The sequence below is a fragment of the Pleomorphochaeta caudata genome (genome assembly GCF_055395745.1).
In genome coordinates this window covers 240,887-258,616 of record NZ_AP042458.1, presented here as the reverse complement: position 1 = coordinate 258,616, position 17,730 = coordinate 240,887, and the positions used below count along the sequence as shown (strand labels likewise).

The window sequence follows — 17,730 nt, the reverse complement described above, 5'->3', positions numbered from 1 at the left end:
CTATTTTAATTTTTAATAGAGTATTTTATAACTTTTTTTATTTTATTTTGAAAAATTTTCCCCAATTTTTTTTAATTCGTTTATAGTGTTTTCATCAGGTTCTAGATTAGAAATTATACTATCATAAGATAATTTAACTTTATTTGATGTACAAATTTCTTCCCAATTTTGCATCCATTGTCCATCTCCCCAATCATATGATCCAAATAAAAATACCTGTTGGTCTTTTAGCTTTGGTAACAATTCATCAAAAAAAGGTTGAAATTCATTTTCTTCTAAAATTTCATCACCCATAGCAGGGCAACCAAGAGCTATAGCCTGATAACCTGCAATTGTTTGAGCATCGGTGTTTCCTACTTCAAATATATCGCAATTATCACCAGCCCCATCTTTTATAGCTTTTGCCATTTCTTCAGTATTTCCTGTCATTGACCAATAAACTACTACTGACTTCATATTTAATCTCCTTTAAAAAACAGAATTTTAGTTAGTTGTGTATAACAATAGATATATTAATATCAATAATCCTAAAAGTCAAGTTTTATAACTGTTCTATTAATTAAATCTTTGTAATATAAAAAAATATGGTGACTATTTTGTAATAGTCACCATACAACAGGGAAAAATAATGGAGTGACAAATTAATAATACTAAATAAAAATAACATCTGTAAGTAGTTATTTGTTAGCAATATGTAACTTATGCTTGTATATTAGAACCATTTAACAATTTTGTCAATAGTCTTTTTTTTAATTAATTATTTTTTGTAATATTATTTAAAAGCATTAATTCATTTTTTTTATTTTCATTTATATTTTTCATTAATATAAGTAAATGAAGGTGCTTTGATTGCTCATCAAATTTATAAATAAATTTAAATTTTCCCCATTGATAGCCTTCAAAACGGTTTGTAATTGATCTGTACCTTATTTCAATCTCATGATCCTGAGGTAAAATGCCATTTAGAGCATAATTTAAATTATCATTTTTTAATTGAAATAATTGTTGTACATAATCATGATGAATAATTTTATCATTTAAAAAATCTAGATTACAGGTTTTATTATTTTCATAAAAGTCTTTTGGTTCTTTAGGTGAATACATGAATATTGGTTTATTTTCTAATAAGTCATATTCCGCTAAAAATTCAAATTCTGAAATTATTAATTTAATTAAGTCTTGGTATTTATTAAATTTGCTAAATAAAAGTTTTTGATTCTCAATGCTTATAATTGTACAAAGAGCTTTGATTGGCATTTTATTATTAAATAATGTATAGCTTAATATTTGAAACCATCCAATCTTATTGTTTTTTAGATTTATTCTACCATTCCAAATATTTTTATGCGTTTTTAATGAGTTATTATAAAAATCCAAAAAACTTTTTACATCGTCCTTATAGATAATATTTTTTTCTATTAATGAATTTGGCAGATCCTGCACATACTTATTTACAAATTTTATTTGAGTATTTTCAAATGCAGTAGTTTCAAACTTATTATTAACAAGATCAATAACAACAAATTTAGATTTTATTGTATTTGTATTATAATTCCCATTATTTAAGTTTGCTGAATTATTGCTGTTTAAGTATTTTAATTCTTCAACTATAGAATAAGTATGTGTAGCTTCTTCATTTGATTTTGAAATCGATATGTTTTCTTTTATCCAAACTGAATTACCTTTTTTATTTATTAGTCGATAAACAAGATACTTTTTGGGACGATTAGTCTTTAATTTATTGTAGGTTTTTAATACATACTCAATATCTTCTTTATGTATTAACTTAGTAAAATTTCTATGAGTAAATTTTATAAGGTCTTTTTTTGAATAATTTAATAAATTACAAAATTCAGAACTTAGATCCTCAATAGTTAATTTATCATCTAATAAATTTCTATGTGTACCAGAAATGCTAATTTTTTCAATATCTTTTGTGCTTTTTAGATTCTCAATTTGTTTATTGGCTACTTCAGAACTTTCAGTAGGTCTCGCCATTATATAAAATTTTTCAACTCCGTTTTGTTTGTTTTTGGTAACGATAGTAACAATCCAAATATATGAATTATTGCGTTTTACTCTAAAATTACAGGAGAAGGGCATGCTTGTGTTAAAGTTTATAAAGAGGGTTTGTTTAACCAAATGTAAATCATCTTTATAAATATAATCAAATAAATTTTTAGATATAAAGTTTTTTTGCTCTTCTTCATCTAATTTAAAGATTGATGAAAACTGTTGGTTTATTAGTTCGACACTTAAAAAATCTTTATTTATATAATTTGCTACAATTAGACCACCTTGAGAATGTTGAATTGTATAATTTGTTTGAAAATCTGGTTTATCAAGGTATTCAAATTTTATTGAACTAATTTTTCCTACATTTTTTTTATAGACTATTGTTGCATAAAGATTTATATGTAGATCAAGTCTATTTGCTGTATTTGATAATCTAAAAATGTAGTTTATGTTATAAACGTTATCAGTTATTTTAAATGTAGTATTTGAGGTTTCTTCTAAATCAAAGCTTGAATTTATTAATGAAATATCCACATAAAATATTGCTTTTACTTTTTCATGTGTTGTTATTACGGTCTTTTTATTTGGGCCAGTCCATGCTAATTCCTCTGATAAATATGTTAGTGATTTTTCTATATCTCTTTCGATATAAAAAGCATTACAAAAATTTTTTATTATTAATAGAGCATTTTCTTTTTTATTAATCATTTTATGTTTCTCAAATTTTTTTAATAGTAGCATGCGAAAAGTAAATTTGTAAGTCTTATTTTATTTCTATACCACTTATATTATAAAGGGATTATTTGTGAGTTTGTTACAGACTAAATTATCTTTTTTCTATTTATTAGTGTTATATGTAAATTTTAATAAAATAACGGAGAAAAATTATGTCAATTAAAGTTAATCCAAATCGTTGTCCACAAAACCATCCTTGCCCAGCAGTTCGATTCTGTCCTACAGGTGCAATAATTCAAAAGGGTTTTGCAGCTCCTACAATTGATCAATCAAAGTGTATTGATTGTGGTAGATGTTTAAGAGTTTGTGGTTATGGTTCTTTTTCTAGATAATATTTTAAATTTTCTTTTTTATTGATATGAAAATATGTTAATATAATTATATGGAAAAAAACGATATTATTTTAAGATTGCAAGAACTATATATCTATGATTTATATGGTTTTAAAAAAGAATTAAAACCATTAGCCTCATTATTATATATTGATGAGCAAATCAATTTTATGGCTACAGCAATCTTTGATGGAAAAAGAAGATTAGTTTGTATAACTGATTATAGAATAATAATTTTATTTATTCCTATTATTGGATCTGCAGAAAGCACAATAGTAAAAAGAAAAGCTGTTGTTGATTATCAAGCTAAAGAAAAATTTTTTTCTTCTTGGTTTTCTTTTAATACAAAAGAGCAAAGCTTTCTTTTTAAGAATACTCAGAAAAGAATAATTGATTTATTTTTATGGGCAATGGAACAACCAATAAAACAATATGAAGAGTAAAATTATAAATCCCTTTGGAAGACCAAAGGGATTATATTTATAAAATGATTATTATTATTTTATAATTGAATCTTCTTCTAACATGCCAAGTTTCTTAGCAACGAATGAAGTACAAGTTAAGTCACCAAATACGTTAAGAGCTGTTCTTCCCATATCTAGGATAGCATCAATACCTAAGATTAATGCATAAGCACCAGCAATAGCTGTACCAGGTTCAATTGGCATTCTTACTTGTTGCATTACCATTGCTAACATAATAGCACCAGCACCAGGAACACCTGCTGTACCGATAGAAGCTAAAGTAGCAGTTAAAACAATAATTCCTAAATCACCAGCACCGAATAAACCGTGACCAACAGATAAAGCAATAAAGATTGAACATACACCTTGATAGATTGCGGTTCCGTCCATGTTTATTGTTGCACCTAAAGGAAGTGAGAAAGAATATACTTCTTTTTTAATACCTAATTCTTTAGCAGCTTCAATAGTTACAGGTAATGTACCACTTGAAGAACGTGTTACAAATGCAGTAACAAATGGATTTCTTGCAGATTTCCAGAATGTTGATAATTTTATTTTTCCAATTTTTAAGATACTTGAGTATACTAATAGGATATGTAATAAATAACCTAAGAAACAAGCAACTGTAACAACTGCTAGAGAACCAGCAACTGCAGCACCTTGTTTTGCGAATACGCCACAAATTAATGCAAATACACCAATTGGAGCATATTCCATAATGCCTTTAACCATTCTAAGCATTACTTCAGCGAAACCATCAAAGAAATCAAATATAATATTTCCAACTCTGTTTAATCTTTCGTCATCAGAAATCTTAAGATAAGAAAGACCAATACCGAATAGAATTGCAAAGAAGATGATTTGTAAGATTGTGCCGGAAGTTAACGCAGAGAAAATGTTCTTTGGAATAATTTCAGCTAGTGTATTCCAAATTGAAACATCAGCAGTTTTTCCAGCAGCTTCAGCAGCCATTGTAGCAGCAATTTGTGCATTAGGTTGGAAAATTAATCCCATAATCAAACCGATAGCAACAGCAACAGCAGATGTTAATAGATAAATTCCAACAACTCTGATACCAACTTTACCAAGATTAGCTGGAGAAACTGAAGCAGATCCAACTATTAATGTTGATAAAACAATAGGTATTAAAATCATTTTTAATAGTCTAACAAATATATCCCCAAGAAATTGTAACCAGCCTGGAATTGCAGTAATTCCGCTTGCTGCTAAAATGATACCAACTACTGCACCTAAAACTAAACCAATTAAGATTCTGTACAATAGATTGAAATTGAAATACCAACTGAATAGCCTGTTCTTTTTAACAGGAGCTTCTTTTGCCATAAAAACCCTCCATAAATAAATATTTACTTACTAACAATTACAAATAGTAACACACGATTATTAAAATTTGCAATTTTTTTTTGTTTGATTTTAGCAGAGTGCAAAATTTTAATATAGCCATTAAAAAAAATTTTTATAACTTTTTTTTAGGGCTAAATTTTGTTTAAATTTGCTACAATATTATTTATTTCCTTAATATTTACATTTTCTAGTAATAGAGGTGATTTTATTTTATATTTGGTCATTTCTTTTATGAATTCATTGACAAATAATCTTCCTTCAAATAAGGATAAATCACCTTTTTTAACATTATTAATCATTAAAAAATCTTTCATATGTACAGCACAAATTTTTTTGTGATATTTTTTAAAAAAGGTGTCAAATAATTTGATTTGTGTTTCTTTTTTTAGATAATCTTCATTTTTTATATTATTTTTTGTTGGAATAAAGTTCACTGGGTCATAAATAAGCTTCAAATTATCACAATTAAATCTATCTAGCATTTTATCAATGGTTTCAAAATTATTGATTGTATGCCCTGCAACAGGTTCAATTGCAATTTGAGAATTATTTTTAATAGCAACTGTTAATATGGTTTCTAAGAAATTCCAGAATTGATTAATTCGTTTTTCCTCAGTTATATTTAATTCTCTTGCATTTTTATCAGTGCCTGTTTCTGTGCCTACAATTGTATTATTAAACAATTTTGAAATTTCGATAGATCTTTTAAAGTTATTGATCATTAGATTTCTTTTGTCTATATCGATTAATAATGGGTTAACATAGCAGCCTAAAATACTTACTTTTATATTGTATTTCTTTAAATCTTCACTAGTTTTTAATGCCCATTTTTCATCTTGATAGCTGATTTGATCTATATTACTAAAAAGCTTTGTTGGCGCTAATTGAATATTTTTGGGACAATTGTTTTTTAATAAAGCTTCATTAAAAGTTTCAACATCATTAAACTTTCCTAAATCATGAGCTCTAAAACCAATTTCATACATTAAAATAACTCCTCATTTTCTTTACCATTTATTAATACTTTTGGACCTTCATAGTTAGAAATTTTGATATTATTCATTTCGATTTGATTTACATTTTCTATAATAAAGCCTCTTTTTTTAATAGGAATTGCTTTGTCATTCATTGCTGCAAATGCTTCTTTTGCTTCTTGCTTAAAATTTACTTCTATGTTTTTAAAAGAAATTTTATTTATTGGTTTTTCACTTAAGCCCTCAATACTAGCAACAGCAATTTCACAGTTTATTGCTTCAATATTTGAAAAAGTTAGAGATTTAATGTTTGGGGTTCTTGAATCGATAGGGAGTTTTTCTCTGGTTTGAACATAATTACTATGACCATCAATGTCACAAAAATAATAGCTGTTAATTACAAAAGGTATTTTAACTCCATCCATTTTTATTTTATTGAAAATTATATTATCAATAATGGCTCTTTCTCCACGACCTCTTCTAGTTTTTATTCTAAGTCCTCTATCTGTATTTTTAAATTTACAATCTTCAACTAGTACATCATAAATACCACAAGCTAATTCAGAGCCTAAAGTTACTGCTCCATGTCCATTTTCCATTAAACATTGCCTAATAGTAATTTTTGAAGAAGGAAGGCCTTTATGATTTGCAATAAAGATTTTTCCACTTTTAATAGCAATACAATCATCGCCTAATGAAAAATGAACTCCAATTATTGATAAATTCTCACAAGATTCAGGATCTATACCATCAGTATTAGGTGAGATTTCAGGATTTAAAATCTTTGTGTTTATTATTTTTACATTCTTTGAATTTAATGGATGAATTGTCCAAGAAGGGCTATTAGTAAATTTAAGGCCTTCAATTAATATATTATTTGTATGATTAGCAAAGAATAATCTTGGTCTTGCTATATGATTTTCTTTATGTTTGGGATCTTTCCACCAGTTCTCAAAAGAAGCTTGACCATTGATTGTCCCTTCTCCAAAGATTTTTACGTTTTCAACATTAATAGCATTTATTATTGAGCAGTATGCTTTATACGGATTTCCTTCCCAAGAACCTAAATATTCAAAATCATTATTATTATAATCTTCTACCATATCTGGGAAAAAAGGGTAGTGTGTTTTATTTGTATCAGCAATTAAATTAGCATTTTTACATATTTCAAATTCAATATTACTTTTTAAAAAAAGACTGTTAATTAAATATGTTCCTTCAGGGATAATTATTCTACAGTTTTTAGGAGCTACATTGATTGCCGCTTGGATAAAAGGTGTGGCATTTTGTTTACCATCACCTTTTGCACCAAAGTCTCTTACATCAAGAGTGTGTTTTGAAAAATCAGTTTTAATATTTTCTTTTATTAACTGATTAGAATTAAACTCGGCGACAATTTTATATTCACTATCTTTTTCCAAATTATAAAAAGTGTTTATAATTTTAGTAGTATTTGTAGTTTGTATAAGTTTCTCAGCTTTATATATTTTTACTTCAATACTTGGAGCATCATATATTTTGTTAATACATAATTCATATGTGATACTTGAAGAAGTAGTTGATAGTATTTCAATATGCATTATTTAAATCTCCAATTTTTCTCATATTCTAATACTTGAGCATATGTCATTAAAAAAGTTCCAACAGATTTTTTATCATCATCAGTAATTGGTTCACTTAAGTAATAATCAATTGTTCCATCTCTTCTTAAGTTATCATAAGGACCAAGTCCTGCAACAGCGCAGTTATCACTTAGCACTAGTTTATCATTTTTTCTTTTAATTTTATTTTCTATAATACTATCAAAAATTTCTTTTCCAATTTTATAGTATTTTTCACTATCTATAATTCTTAGATTACAAGCTTTGATTATTGAGTAGGCAACCATTAGACTACCTGAAGTTTCTAAATAGTTCCCTTTATAATCAGGATGATCTACAACTTGATAAAAAAGTTTTGTTTTTTGATCCTGATATCTTAAAATTCCATCCAAAGCTTTTCTGTATAATTCTATATATTTTCTATAATCATCATAGATGTCTTTGTTTATCAATGATATAACATCTACTAAAGCCATTAAATGCCAGCCAATACTTCTTAACCAGAAGTTTTTGGAACAGCCAGTTTCTTTATCACACCAAAAGATTGAATGATTTTCATCATAACCATGATAATGTAGCCCTTTTTCTTCGTTATATAAAAACTTTTCAACATTTTCAAATTGGTTTAAAATATCAGGATAATGTTCTAATTTTCCAAATTTAGTATCATATTCCATGAAAAAAGGTAATGCCATATAAACACCATCTAACCATACTTGGTATGGATATATAGCTTTATGGAAAAAATTACCACATTTACATCTTGGTTGAGTTTCTACTTGTTTTCTAAAGGTTTCTAAAGCTATTTTATATTTTTCTTCTTTAGTTTTTTCATACATGAAAATTAGAATTTTTGCACAATTTATCTTATCAATATTGTATTCTTTTAAATCATAGTAATTTATACTACCATCTTCATTTATATATATTTTTAAATAATCTTCTATGAAGTTGTAATATAAATCTTCTTGTGTTTGTTCATATATTAATTTTGCACCCCTTAAAACACATCCATCTTCATAATTCCATTTGTTGGTTGTAGGTTGATAATCTTTTAAATAATTTGTGATAAATTCATTAGCTAATTCCATATAACTCTCCTATATTTTAATTTGTAGTTCTTTATTTTTAAATTTTGTTAAATATATGATTAAAGATAACAGTGCAGATAATCCATTGCTTATTACAATTGAATACCAAATACTTTTTACCCCTAAATTAAAAAATCTTTCTAATATATAAATGCTAGAAAATCTAAAAATCCAAATTCTAAGTACGTCTGTAAATACTGCTATTTTTGTATAACCTTCACCGTTAAATACAGCTTTGGTAGTATTGTGAATAGCATTTGTAAAACAGAAAATAGCTAGTATGGCAAGAAATTCTGATCCCATTTTTATTACCTGTGGATCTTTGGTGAAAATACTAACTATAGATTTTGACACAAAATCTCTAGATAAAATTATTCCGCCAATTACTAAGAATATGAAGCAAATTCTTCTAGCTAATATATAAGATTTTTCAATTTTTACTTTATTATTTTTACCAGCATATTGCCCAACAACCGTTGAAAGAGCTGAACTAATACCTTGTACTGGTAATGAGATTAGTCCATTAATTTTATTTCCTATTCCATAGGCTGCCATAGCAGTTGCCCCATAAACTAAGACAATTTTGCTCATAAGAATAAAGCCAAATTGCATAGCAGAGTTTCCTATTGAAAGAGGAATTCCCAGTTTTATTATTTTGCTTAGTATCTGTTTTTCTAATTTCAAATTTTTAGTTTTAAGTTTTACTTCTTTTTTAGATTTAAACATTATAATTATTGCTATTATTGAACAGCTTCCTTTTGCTAAAAGAGTTGCAATTCCGGCACCGAAAACTCCCAAATCAAAAGTTATAATTAATAAAGGGTCTAATATAATATTAATTATTGTTCCTAATAAATTGATTAACATGGGGTAAAAACTTTCACCCTGTGATTGATTAATTGCCGTATAGATGTTTAGAGAATATAAAAAAGGCATTCCCAGTAAAATTAAGATTAGATAAGTTTTACTATAATCAAATAGGGCATCATTAGTTCCAAGCCATAATAATATGTTTGTTGAGAATAATGTGATGATAAAACAACTTAATAAGGCAAAGAGTAAAGAAAAAGAGAATATTTGCCCAGCAATTTTATTTGCTGTTTTTATTTTATTTGCTCCAATATTTTGAGATAGTAATATTGCTCCAGCTATGGTTATTCCTGAGCCAAATGATATTATTGTTTGTTGTATTGGCGTTACTAAATTTATTGCAGCAAGTTCATTCGTGCCTAATCTACCGAGCCAATAGGTATCAACTAAATTATATAAAGTTTGAATAAAACTTGTGGCTGTAATAGGGAGGGCAAGAGTAATTATGGGAGAAAAAATGCTATCACTTTCAAGTTTTTTTTGAAAATCTTTACTGTTATGCATTTATTTTCCTTACCTTAAATTTCATAAATTCAGCAAATCCCATATCAACATTATTGTGATTTGAAATAGAATAAATACCAATTTTTAATCCAACCCAACTTGTTATTTGCTCATATAATGGGTGATTTATAGTTGTAGTTTTATTTTTTATAGTGTAAGAAAATTCTAAGTTTTTATTATTTTCTATTAATTTCATTGATAAATGTGTTAAATCTTTTGGATCTTCTAAAACACATAAAAGTTTATTATCAAACTTATCATTTAAATATAGGTAATATGTACCATCAGTATTCCTTAGTGAAATTGAGATATTAACTCTATCAACAAAAGCTAACCCCGCTTCTTCTTCATTTAGTAAATTTGAAAAGTCAGTATCAACACCAACATCAAAAGAGTTATAAATAATCTTTTGAGTTAGTATGTTTGGGTATTTTTCAATTTTGAAATTTCCATTTTCTACATATATGGAATTAAGTATTAACTTATTTTCTTTAATCTTAAAAAAATTCTCTTGAAAATTTGCACTCCATTGCCATTGAAGAGATAATTCTTCATTAGAAAAATTATCACTGGAAGGATGTTCTATCGATATATTTTCTTTTATATCTGCTTTATCATAAGAGAGAACTGGAGAGCCCTTTTCTCCAATTATGGGCCAATCATTTTCCCAAATTACAGGTTGTAAATGAGTAATTCTGCCATAAATATCTCTATCTTGAAAATGAATGAACCAATATTTATTATTATCTTTTATTAAAGCACCTTGGTGAGGTCCATTAATATTAGTATTATTTTGTGCTAATACTATTTTTTCTTCAAAAGGGCCAGTAATGGATTTACTTCTCAATACTGTTTGCCAACCAGTTGCTACACCACCAGCTGGGGCAAAAATATAATAATAATCATTTATTTTATATACTTTTGGTCCTTCAATAGTTGGATTTGTTTCAATCCCGTTATATAGAAGTTTATCTTCCCCTATAGCTTCATTAGTATCTTTATCTATTTCAAATATACCTAAGATACTTTTAAATCCTATCCTACTTTTTGCATAAGCATGAACTATATAAGCTTTATCCTCATCCCAGAAGGGGCAAGGATCAATTAGGCCTTTTGCTTTTTTTACTAAATGAGGTTCACTCCAATCCCCTAAGGGATTTTTGGTATGAACTTCAAAAATACCTTCATCGGGCATGCCGAAGAAGATATAAAATGTGTTGTTGTGTTTTCTTATAGAAGGTGCCCAAACTCCATGTGAGTAACAAGGGAGATTATATTTTTCATAATTTAATTTCTTTATTGCGTAGTTTTTTAATTCCCAATTAACCAAATCCTTTGAGATTAAGATAGGAAGACCAGGGATGTAATTAAAACTTGAAGCTGTCATAATAAATGCATTTTCATCTTTTATTACATCTGGGTCTGAATAATCCGCAAATATAATAGGATTAAAGTATTTCATATAATTCCTTTTATTCTAATAGTAAATCTTTATAAGGTGCTTTTAACTTTGCTAATTCTTCAGCAATTATTTGAGCAAAAACAATTGCTCCTTCATATCTTAAATGGGTATTATCATCTAAGCCATTAGGGAAATTTTTAAACTCATTTATCTTTAATTGCATAAATAATTTTTTGCTATTATTGTCCCCTAAATCTTCAATTAATTTTCTACTTAATGAAAACAAATCAATTAAAGGGACATTTTCTTCTTTAGCTATTTCTTTCATAGCTTTTACATAAGGTCCATGATCGCTAGTTAACAGTTTCCCATCTTTAAACCAACGTCTTTCAAGCGGGGTTATAAGGAGGGGAAAAGCTTTTTTATTTGTTGCTACATTGATATATTTTTTTAGATTCTCTTTATATGTAGTTTGAGGATCTGTATATCTATTTGGATCAGATTTTTTTTCATCATTATGTCCAAATTGAATAAAGAGAAAATCATTTTCTTTTATATTGAAATATATCGGCATTAATAAATTTTCATCTATAAAGGATTTTGTGCTTCTTCCATTTTTTGCATGGTTTTTAACCTTTATTGAGGGTTTTAAGAATAGATTTATAACTTGCCCCATACCTGTTTGTGGATATGTTTTTATACTATTATAAGCAACAGTAGAATCACTTGCCCAAAATATTGTTGACATTATCTATTCCTTAACTGAACCTAAATTCATACCTTTTACAAAGTATTTTTGTAAGAAAGGATATAAAATCATAAATGGAAGGATAGCAATTATAATTGCTGCACTTTTAACAGTATTTTCTGTTGCAGAACCAACAGCTCCAGGTAAATCTGAACCCATCATTATACTTCTAAGTTTCATTTGGAAGTTATATAGACTTGAATCAGTTATGTATAATTTATAGTTTGTATAATCATTCCAATAAGCAACAGCAAATAATAAGCCGATTGATGCTAAAGCTGCTTTTGAAAGTGGTAATACAATTTTATAGAAGGTTTGCATTGGAGTACATCCATCTAATTCTGCTGATTCATATAAACTTTGAGGGATTCCTTCAAAGAAGTTTCTCATTAATACTAAATTGTAAATATTTAATGCTGGGAATAAGATAACACTACCTAAAGAGTTAGTTAGATGTAAAGATCTAATAACTAAATAAGTTGGAATCATACCACCGTTAAATATCATAGTAAATAATAAAAAATTTGCAAAAAAGTTTCTTCCTGGCATTTTCCATTGAATTAATACAAAGCCACCAACTGTTGAAAGTGTTAACCCTAATAAAGTACCTGCTAAGGTTGTAAATATTGAAATTAATAATGGTCTATAAAGGGTAGGGTTTGTAAATACAGAAATATATCCATCAAATCCAAATTTCTTAGGAATTAATCTCATACCATAAGCAGACATTAAGTCAAAAGAGTCAATTAACACTTTATATAATGGGATAAGCATTATTAAGCCGACAACTATAAATAATATTGTATTAAATACATCAAAACCAGAGGTTTTGTTTAATGAGGTTTTTTTCTTCATAATAATCAGCTCCTTATACTATTCCACGGCCTTCGCGTGTTTTCTTACTTATGTAGTTACAGGTTAAAACCAAAATACAACCAACTACTGATTTAAATAAACCAACTGCAGTTGTATATCCATAATCTGGAATAGCCCCACTATTAAAGGTCTGGTAGTAAATATATGTCTGTAAAACGTTTGCTGTGTTCATAACTGCATCGTTTTGCAATACAAATGCCGATTCAAATAGATTCATAATTTTAGCTAAATTAAGAATTAATACAGTAATAATTGTATTTGATAAAGCTGGGAGAGTTACAGCAGTCATTCTTTTAAATCTACCAGCACCATCAATTGCTGCTGCTTCATATAAACAAGGATTAATCCCTGCTAATGTTGCTAAGAAAATAACTGTTCCCCATCCACTATCTTTCCAAATGTTAATTATATAATAACTAGTTCTCCAAAGTTCATGATTACCTAAGAAATATATTTCATTACCTTTTGAAATTAATCCAAGGGATAGTAATATTTGGTTTACTAAGCCTTCATTAGAAGGAGATAGGATTAATGTAAATACTGATGCTGTTACAACCCAAGATAAAAAGTGAGGTAGATAAATTATTGTTTGAGATACCTTTTTAAACTTTAAGCTTGTAATTTCATTTAATAAAAGTGAAATAATAACTGCTAACCCTGTATTTAATAGTAATTTAACAACACTGATTTCTAAAGTATTTCTAAATGCTGTCCAGAAGTTTGGCATTTGAAACATTTTTCTAAAATTAGCTAAACCTACAAATTCTGGTGCTCTTATTCCTTTATAACTAGTAAAGGAATAAATAACACCGGCCATAGGAACGTAAAAGAAGATAATTGCAAATATCATTACCGGTAAAAACATCAGATAAAAATATCTGTACTTATATAATTGAGATTTCAATGAAGTCTCATTAGACGCTCTTAATAATCTTTTAGAGGCTTCTTTCTCTTTCTTGCGATTAGAATAGTTTAATTCTATACCGAGTTTCCCTTTTTCCATTGTTTCTTGCACTCCTATAGCCAGGTCTTAGTTTTTTATTTATTTAGTGAATCTACGATTAAGTTAGACCATTTTAGTCCACCATCAGATTCGAATTTTTTCATTCCATCTTCTACACTCATTCCTTGAGTAACAACAAGAGCAACGATTTCATTTTTAAGAGTTGTTAAATCTCCATTGTATTGTGACATTTCATCAGTAGATACAACGATTTGAGCAGGACGCGAGTTATTGTTAAATGTAGTTGAAGAATCAATAATTAATTGTGATAATGCTTTTGGATCATTTTCTAATGGAGCAACAGCTAATAGAGGATCAATATGATGTTTTTTATATTGAGTTCCTTTTAATTCTAAGCTTTCTCTACCATGGAATTGACCTTCTGTGTATGTGTTTCCACAAACTGTTTCAGCTTTTGTTGACCAGTGAACGTCTTCAACACCATATGTCCATAAGAATTGCATATCTTTTCCATCAAGCATGGTTTCAATGAAATATTTGAATACGCCTTCAGGGTTTTCACAAGATGATGTGATACACCAAGTTGGAGCAACACGTTCAACATATGTACCAGTTTCTTTGATTGGTGGTAGTGCAATTAATTCGCCATCATGACCATGAGCGATTAAGTTTGTTGATAAGTTACTTGCCCAAACTCCTGCCCAGTAAGTAAATACACCAAATTTGTCTTCATAGTATTTATTTCTACAGTCTTTAGTTCCGTTTGTTAAACTTTCTTTATCAATATATCCAGCTTCATAAGCAGATTTTAATCTAGTTAATGCAGCTCTCATTGAAGGTTCTGTAAATCCATCAACCCATTCGCCATTAGCATTTTTATAGAAACTAGGATAAGCATCTTGGTAGAAGTTAGGTAAGTAGTTTATATAAGGAGCTTCTTTACCGATTAAACCAGCTGCTGAGATTGCATAAGTGTCTCCATCAATACCATTTCCATCAGGGTCTTCATTTGTAAAAGCATCTAACATATTTAAATATTCAGCATAATTGGTTGGAGCATCTAGTCCAACATTATCAAGCCAAGCTTTCTTGATATATGTAATACAACCATTACCACGAGTAGGGCTAAAGCCATATAATGAACCGTCAAGCTTTAATCCTTCAATTGTAGATGGACTAGTAACTCTAGTTTTTAGTTCTGAATTTTCATAAGCATCAGTCATATCCCATAGAACACCTTCTGAAGCGTAACCAGCATAATAAACAGAGTTTAATAAAATAACATCTGGCCAATCGCCACTAGCTAGAGTTTGTCCTACTACATCATAATATGCATCATGATCAGGTTGGATAAATTTTAAATCAATACCAGTTAGTTCTTCCCACTTTGCTTCAAAAGCATCTCTATCGTTTGCTTTTGTAAATACAGTTGAATCAACCATAATTGTAATTTGTTTTGGTTTTACAATACCGTCAGCATCTACAACTTCATTTGAAGCAGCAGAGTCTTTTTCACTAGAACCATTAGCAAAGATAGAAAAACTTGCTAATAAAATTAAAGTAAAAGTGATTAATCTTTTTACTTTCATAAGTAACTCCTTTTTGATAATTTCCAAATTTTCTTTGGCACGTATTTGACCATAATTTAGAAATTGTACTAAGACAAGAAACAATTTTTGAAAATTAATACAATAATTGTTAAAAATTTTACATATATTTTTTTAGGATATAAAGAGCTAAATAGCAAAATTTGTATCATTGAACAAAATTTGTTTCTTGATAGATGTTTGTATAAAGGATATCTTTATCAGATAAGAAATTAAAAAAACGAGAGAGTGTACTAAATTGGAAAGAATTCAAGAATTTACTGTGTCAAAAGACAAAAATGGTTGCTTTAATACTATTTATGAAGCATTAAATAGTGCAAAAGAAGTTAGATTGCAAGATGAAAAGGTCTTAATAAAAATAAACATATTAGATGGATTTTATAAAGAAAGAATAAAAGTTGATATAAGTAATCTAATAATTGAAGGATCTAATTTTAAAAATTGTATTATTTCAAATAACTATAGAGCCTTAGAAATTATGGATGATGGAAATATTCGGGGGACTTTTAGAACTGCTACACTTCATTTAGATGGAGATAATATTACTTTAAGAAATTTAACAATTGAGAATTCTGCAGGAAATGGAAAGGATAATGGTCAGTGTGTTGCTCTTTATTCTGATGGAGATAATATAAAAGTTGAGAATTGTATTTTAAAAGCAAATCAAGATACATTATTTACAGCTCCTTTACCTCAAGCTGATAAAACAGGAAGTAATAAAGGCTTAGGTCCTCAAGCTATTTATCCAAGAAAACATTGTAGGCAATTATATAAAGATTGTTCAATTATTGGAAATATTGATTTTATTTTTGGGGGAGCTACAGCTTTATTTGATAATTGCTCAATTTTTGTAATCGACGATAATAAAGATAGAGATACAAAAGGTTATATTGCTGCACCTTGTACAACTCAAGATTTAGAATTTGGCTATTTATTTTATAAGTGTATGATAAGTGGGGATGTTGATGAAAAATCTGTTTATTTAGCTAGACCTTGGAGAATAGGTGCAAAAGCTGTTTTTATTGATTGCAATATTAATCCTTATATAATTAAGGATGAAGTTTTTCATGACTGGAATAAAGAAATTGCCCACAGTACTTCTTATTTTGCCCTAGATTCAGCTAGTGATGTTTTTGATAATAGAGTTAATTGGTCTCATGTTTTAAGGGAAGCTGAAAAAAAAGATTATATAAATAATTATTTTGAATACTTTAACTTAGCAAAACCTAAAGATTGGATAGCGGATATAGAAAATATTTAAAGATATGATCAAATAAGCCTTGTATATCTCTAGTATCAGCTGTAGTTATTGCTATGAATTTTTGACTTGGAATAATAATTATTAATTGGCCATCTTTACCGTAACAAAAATAGCCATCATGCTTTGAAACCCAGAATTGGTATCCATATCCGTAAGTTTCGAATTCATGATTTACTCTATCTTTTGTTTCAACAACTTTTGTGGTAGCTTTTTTAAAATAATCTAAATCAATTAAATTATAGCAATCATTTTTTAAAAAGAGAGCAAAGTTTATTAAATCCCTTGTGGTACACATAAGCCCGCTTGCTCCCATGGATATTCCAAATGGATCTTTAAGCATGTAGGCATCTTTACTAAAAGAAAAATAAGGAGATAGATTATCATTTATAAAATCAATTAGATTTTTATTTGATAATCTTTCTATTAATGCACAAAGAGCATGAGAGCCTGAACTATCATAATTAAAAACAGTTCCACATTTGTGATCAACTTCACTTATGAAAAAACTTTTTACCCAATCGAAAGATAAATCTTTTTTGTAAGTTGTTTTATTATAGCAAGTTTGCATTGAAAGTAAATTTTCAATGCTCATATTTAAAATTTCTTTATCAGTGGTTTCATCTATTTTGTCTTTAAAATAGGTATATACTTTATCATCAAGCTTAATTTTATTTTGTTTAATTAATAATCCAATACCAATTGAAATAACACTTTTAGTTATAGAGTACATTCTGTGTAAGTCATTTTCTTTTTGAAAGTTTGTATATTCTTCTAATAATAATTTATCATCTTTTATAAGTGCAAAACTATGTAATTCAATATTATTATTTTTTAAACTTTCATAAAAATCTTTATAGCTTCTTTTTAAAGTATTTAATGAATTAGTATCAATTCTTTCTAAAGTATTATAATTGAGCATA

At 27.7% G+C, this 17,730-nt stretch carries 16 protein-coding genes; 3 read left to right on the top strand and 13 right to left on the bottom strand.

All coding sequences use genetic code 11. The features are described 5' to 3' along the window. Positions 1-42: 42 nt before the first annotated feature. Together ACZ5RS_RS01235 and ACZ5RS_RS01230 are read right to left on the bottom strand one after the other, a co-directional pair. Positions 43-456 carry a flavodoxin domain-containing protein gene (locus tag ACZ5RS_RS01235; RefSeq protein ID WP_464637053.1) on the bottom strand — a complete coding sequence of 138 codons (414 nt, stop codon included), beginning with the start codon at positions 454-456 and terminating at the stop codon, positions 43-45. Positions 457-753: 297 nt separating this feature from the next. Beyond that, complete coding sequence (locus ACZ5RS_RS01230) at positions 754-2,724, bottom strand: PAS domain-containing protein (protein ID WP_464637052.1); 1,971 nt, start codon at positions 2,722-2,724, stop codon at positions 754-756. A gap of 179 nt (positions 2,725-2,903) precedes the next feature. On the opposite strand from ACZ5RS_RS01230, the gene ACZ5RS_RS01225 reads away from it, so the two are divergent. Continuing rightward, positions 2,904-3,083: a 4Fe-4S binding protein gene (locus ACZ5RS_RS01225; RefSeq protein ID WP_464637051.1), complete on the top strand. Its 180-nt coding sequence runs from the start codon at positions 2,904-2,906 to the stop codon at positions 3,081-3,083. 50 nt (positions 3,084-3,133) lie between these two features. Beyond that, positions 3,134-3,526 (top strand): PH domain-containing protein, encoded by a 393-nt coding sequence (locus ACZ5RS_RS01220; RefSeq protein ID WP_464637050.1) that lies wholly within the window; start codon positions 3,134-3,136, stop codon positions 3,524-3,526. A gap of 54 nt (positions 3,527-3,580) precedes the next feature. On the opposite strand, the gene ACZ5RS_RS01215 is transcribed toward ACZ5RS_RS01220, so the two are convergent. The 10 genes from ACZ5RS_RS01215 to ACZ5RS_RS01170 form a co-directional block, all read right to left on the bottom strand. After that, positions 3,581-4,891, bottom strand: a complete 1,311-nt coding sequence (locus tag ACZ5RS_RS01215) for a dicarboxylate/amino acid:cation symporter (protein WP_464637049.1) — start codon at positions 4,889-4,891, stop codon at positions 3,581-3,583. 152 nt (positions 4,892-5,043) lie between these two features. Beyond that, a complete protein-coding gene (locus ACZ5RS_RS01210) occupies positions 5,044-5,898 on the bottom strand; it encodes a sugar phosphate isomerase/epimerase family protein (RefSeq protein WP_464637048.1) in 855 nt (284 codons plus the stop codon). Further along, complete coding sequence (locus ACZ5RS_RS01205; RefSeq protein WP_464637047.1) at positions 5,898-7,466, bottom strand: glycoside hydrolase family 28 protein; 1,569 nt, start codon at positions 7,464-7,466, stop codon at positions 5,898-5,900. The genes ACZ5RS_RS01210 and ACZ5RS_RS01205 overlap by 1 nt, the downstream gene beginning before the upstream one ends. Then, positions 7,466-8,578 (bottom strand): glycoside hydrolase family 88/105 protein, encoded by a 1,113-nt coding sequence (locus tag ACZ5RS_RS01200; RefSeq protein WP_464637046.1) that lies wholly within the window; start codon positions 8,576-8,578, stop codon positions 7,466-7,468. The genes ACZ5RS_RS01205 and ACZ5RS_RS01200 overlap by 1 nt, the downstream gene beginning before the upstream one ends. Positions 8,579-8,587: 9 nt before the next feature. Then, positions 8,588-9,952 (bottom strand): MATE family efflux transporter, encoded by a 1,365-nt coding sequence (locus ACZ5RS_RS01195; protein WP_464637045.1) that lies wholly within the window; start codon positions 9,950-9,952, stop codon positions 8,588-8,590. Beyond that, a complete protein-coding gene (locus tag ACZ5RS_RS01190; protein ID WP_464637044.1) occupies positions 9,945-11,414 on the bottom strand; it encodes a glycoside hydrolase family 43 protein in 1,470 nt (489 codons plus the stop codon). The genes ACZ5RS_RS01195 and ACZ5RS_RS01190 overlap by 8 nt, the downstream gene beginning before the upstream one ends. 10 nt (positions 11,415-11,424) lie before the next feature. Then, positions 11,425-12,102, bottom strand: a complete 678-nt coding sequence (locus ACZ5RS_RS01185) for a rhamnogalacturonan acetylesterase (protein WP_464637043.1) — start codon at positions 12,100-12,102, stop codon at positions 11,425-11,427. 3 nt (positions 12,103-12,105) lie between these two features. Then, positions 12,106-12,957, bottom strand: coding sequence for a carbohydrate ABC transporter permease (locus ACZ5RS_RS01180; protein WP_464637042.1), 852 nt, complete (start codon positions 12,955-12,957; stop codon positions 12,106-12,108). A gap of 13 nt (positions 12,958-12,970) precedes the next feature. Continuing rightward, the gene (locus tag ACZ5RS_RS01175) at positions 12,971-13,981 is read right to left on the bottom strand and encodes an ABC transporter permease (protein ID WP_464637041.1); all 1,011 of its coding nucleotides are present in this window, start codon (positions 13,979-13,981) and stop codon (positions 12,971-12,973) included. Positions 13,982-14,016: 35 nt separating this feature from the next. Next, the gene (locus ACZ5RS_RS01170; protein ID WP_464637040.1) at positions 14,017-15,531 is read right to left on the bottom strand and encodes a type 2 periplasmic-binding domain-containing protein; all 1,515 of its coding nucleotides are present in this window, start codon (positions 15,529-15,531) and stop codon (positions 14,017-14,019) included. 256 nt (positions 15,532-15,787) lie between these two features. On the opposite strand from ACZ5RS_RS01170, the gene ACZ5RS_RS01165 reads away from it, so the two are divergent. Further along, entirely contained in the window at positions 15,788-16,810 is a 1,023-nt protein-coding gene (locus ACZ5RS_RS01165; protein ID WP_464637039.1) for a pectinesterase family protein, read from the top strand. On the opposite strand, the gene ACZ5RS_RS01160 is transcribed toward ACZ5RS_RS01165, so the two are convergent. Continuing rightward, positions 16,776-17,729 carry a serine hydrolase domain-containing protein gene (locus tag ACZ5RS_RS01160; RefSeq protein WP_464637038.1) on the bottom strand — a complete coding sequence of 318 codons (954 nt, stop codon included), beginning with the start codon at positions 17,727-17,729 and terminating at the stop codon, positions 16,776-16,778. The two genes, ACZ5RS_RS01165 and ACZ5RS_RS01160, sit on opposite strands and share 35 nt — an antisense overlap. Position 17,730 lies beyond the last annotated feature (1 nt).

Excerpts from the sequence above, each read along its gene's own strand:
- ACZ5RS_RS01235 (WP_464637053.1), bottom strand. The coding sequence starts at position 456 with ATGAAGTCAGTAGTAGTTTATTGGTCAATGACAGGAAATACTGAAGAA.
- ACZ5RS_RS01230 (WP_464637052.1), bottom strand. The coding sequence starts at position 2,724 with ATGATTAATAAAAAAGAAAATGCTCTATTAATAATAAAAAATTTTTGT.
- ACZ5RS_RS01225 (WP_464637051.1), top strand. The coding sequence starts at position 2,904 with ATGTCAATTAAAGTTAATCCAAATCGTTGTCCACAAAACCATCCTTGC.
- ACZ5RS_RS01220 (WP_464637050.1), top strand. The coding sequence starts at position 3,134 with ATGGAAAAAAACGATATTATTTTAAGATTGCAAGAACTATATATCTAT.
- ACZ5RS_RS01215 (WP_464637049.1), bottom strand. The coding sequence starts at position 4,891 with ATGGCAAAAGAAGCTCCTGTTAAAAAGAACAGGCTATTCAGTTGGTAT.
- ACZ5RS_RS01210 (WP_464637048.1), bottom strand. The coding sequence starts at position 5,898 with ATGTATGAAATTGGTTTTAGAGCTCATGATTTAGGAAAGTTTAATGAT.
- ACZ5RS_RS01205 (WP_464637047.1), bottom strand. The coding sequence starts at position 7,466 with ATGCATATTGAAATACTATCAACTACTTCTTCAAGTATCACATATGAA.
- ACZ5RS_RS01200 (WP_464637046.1), bottom strand. The coding sequence starts at position 8,578 with ATGGAATTAGCTAATGAATTTATCACAAATTATTTAAAAGATTATCAA.
- ACZ5RS_RS01195 (WP_464637045.1), bottom strand. The coding sequence starts at position 9,952 with ATGCATAACAGTAAAGATTTTCAAAAAAAACTTGAAAGTGATAGCATT.
- ACZ5RS_RS01190 (WP_464637044.1), bottom strand. The coding sequence starts at position 11,414 with ATGAAATACTTTAATCCTATTATATTTGCGGATTATTCAGACCCAGAT.
- ACZ5RS_RS01185 (WP_464637043.1), bottom strand. The coding sequence starts at position 12,102 with ATGTCAACAATATTTTGGGCAAGTGATTCTACTGTTGCTTATAATAGT.
- ACZ5RS_RS01180 (WP_464637042.1), bottom strand. The coding sequence starts at position 12,957 with ATGAAGAAAAAAACCTCATTAAACAAAACCTCTGGTTTTGATGTATTT.
- ACZ5RS_RS01175 (WP_464637041.1), bottom strand. The coding sequence starts at position 13,981 with ATGGAAAAAGGGAAACTCGGTATAGAATTAAACTATTCTAATCGCAAG.
- ACZ5RS_RS01170 (WP_464637040.1), bottom strand. The coding sequence starts at position 15,531 with ATGAAAGTAAAAAGATTAATCACTTTTACTTTAATTTTATTAGCAAGT.
- ACZ5RS_RS01160 (WP_464637038.1), bottom strand. The coding sequence starts at position 17,729 with ATGCTCAATTATAATACTTTAGAAAGAATTGATACTAATTCATTAAAT.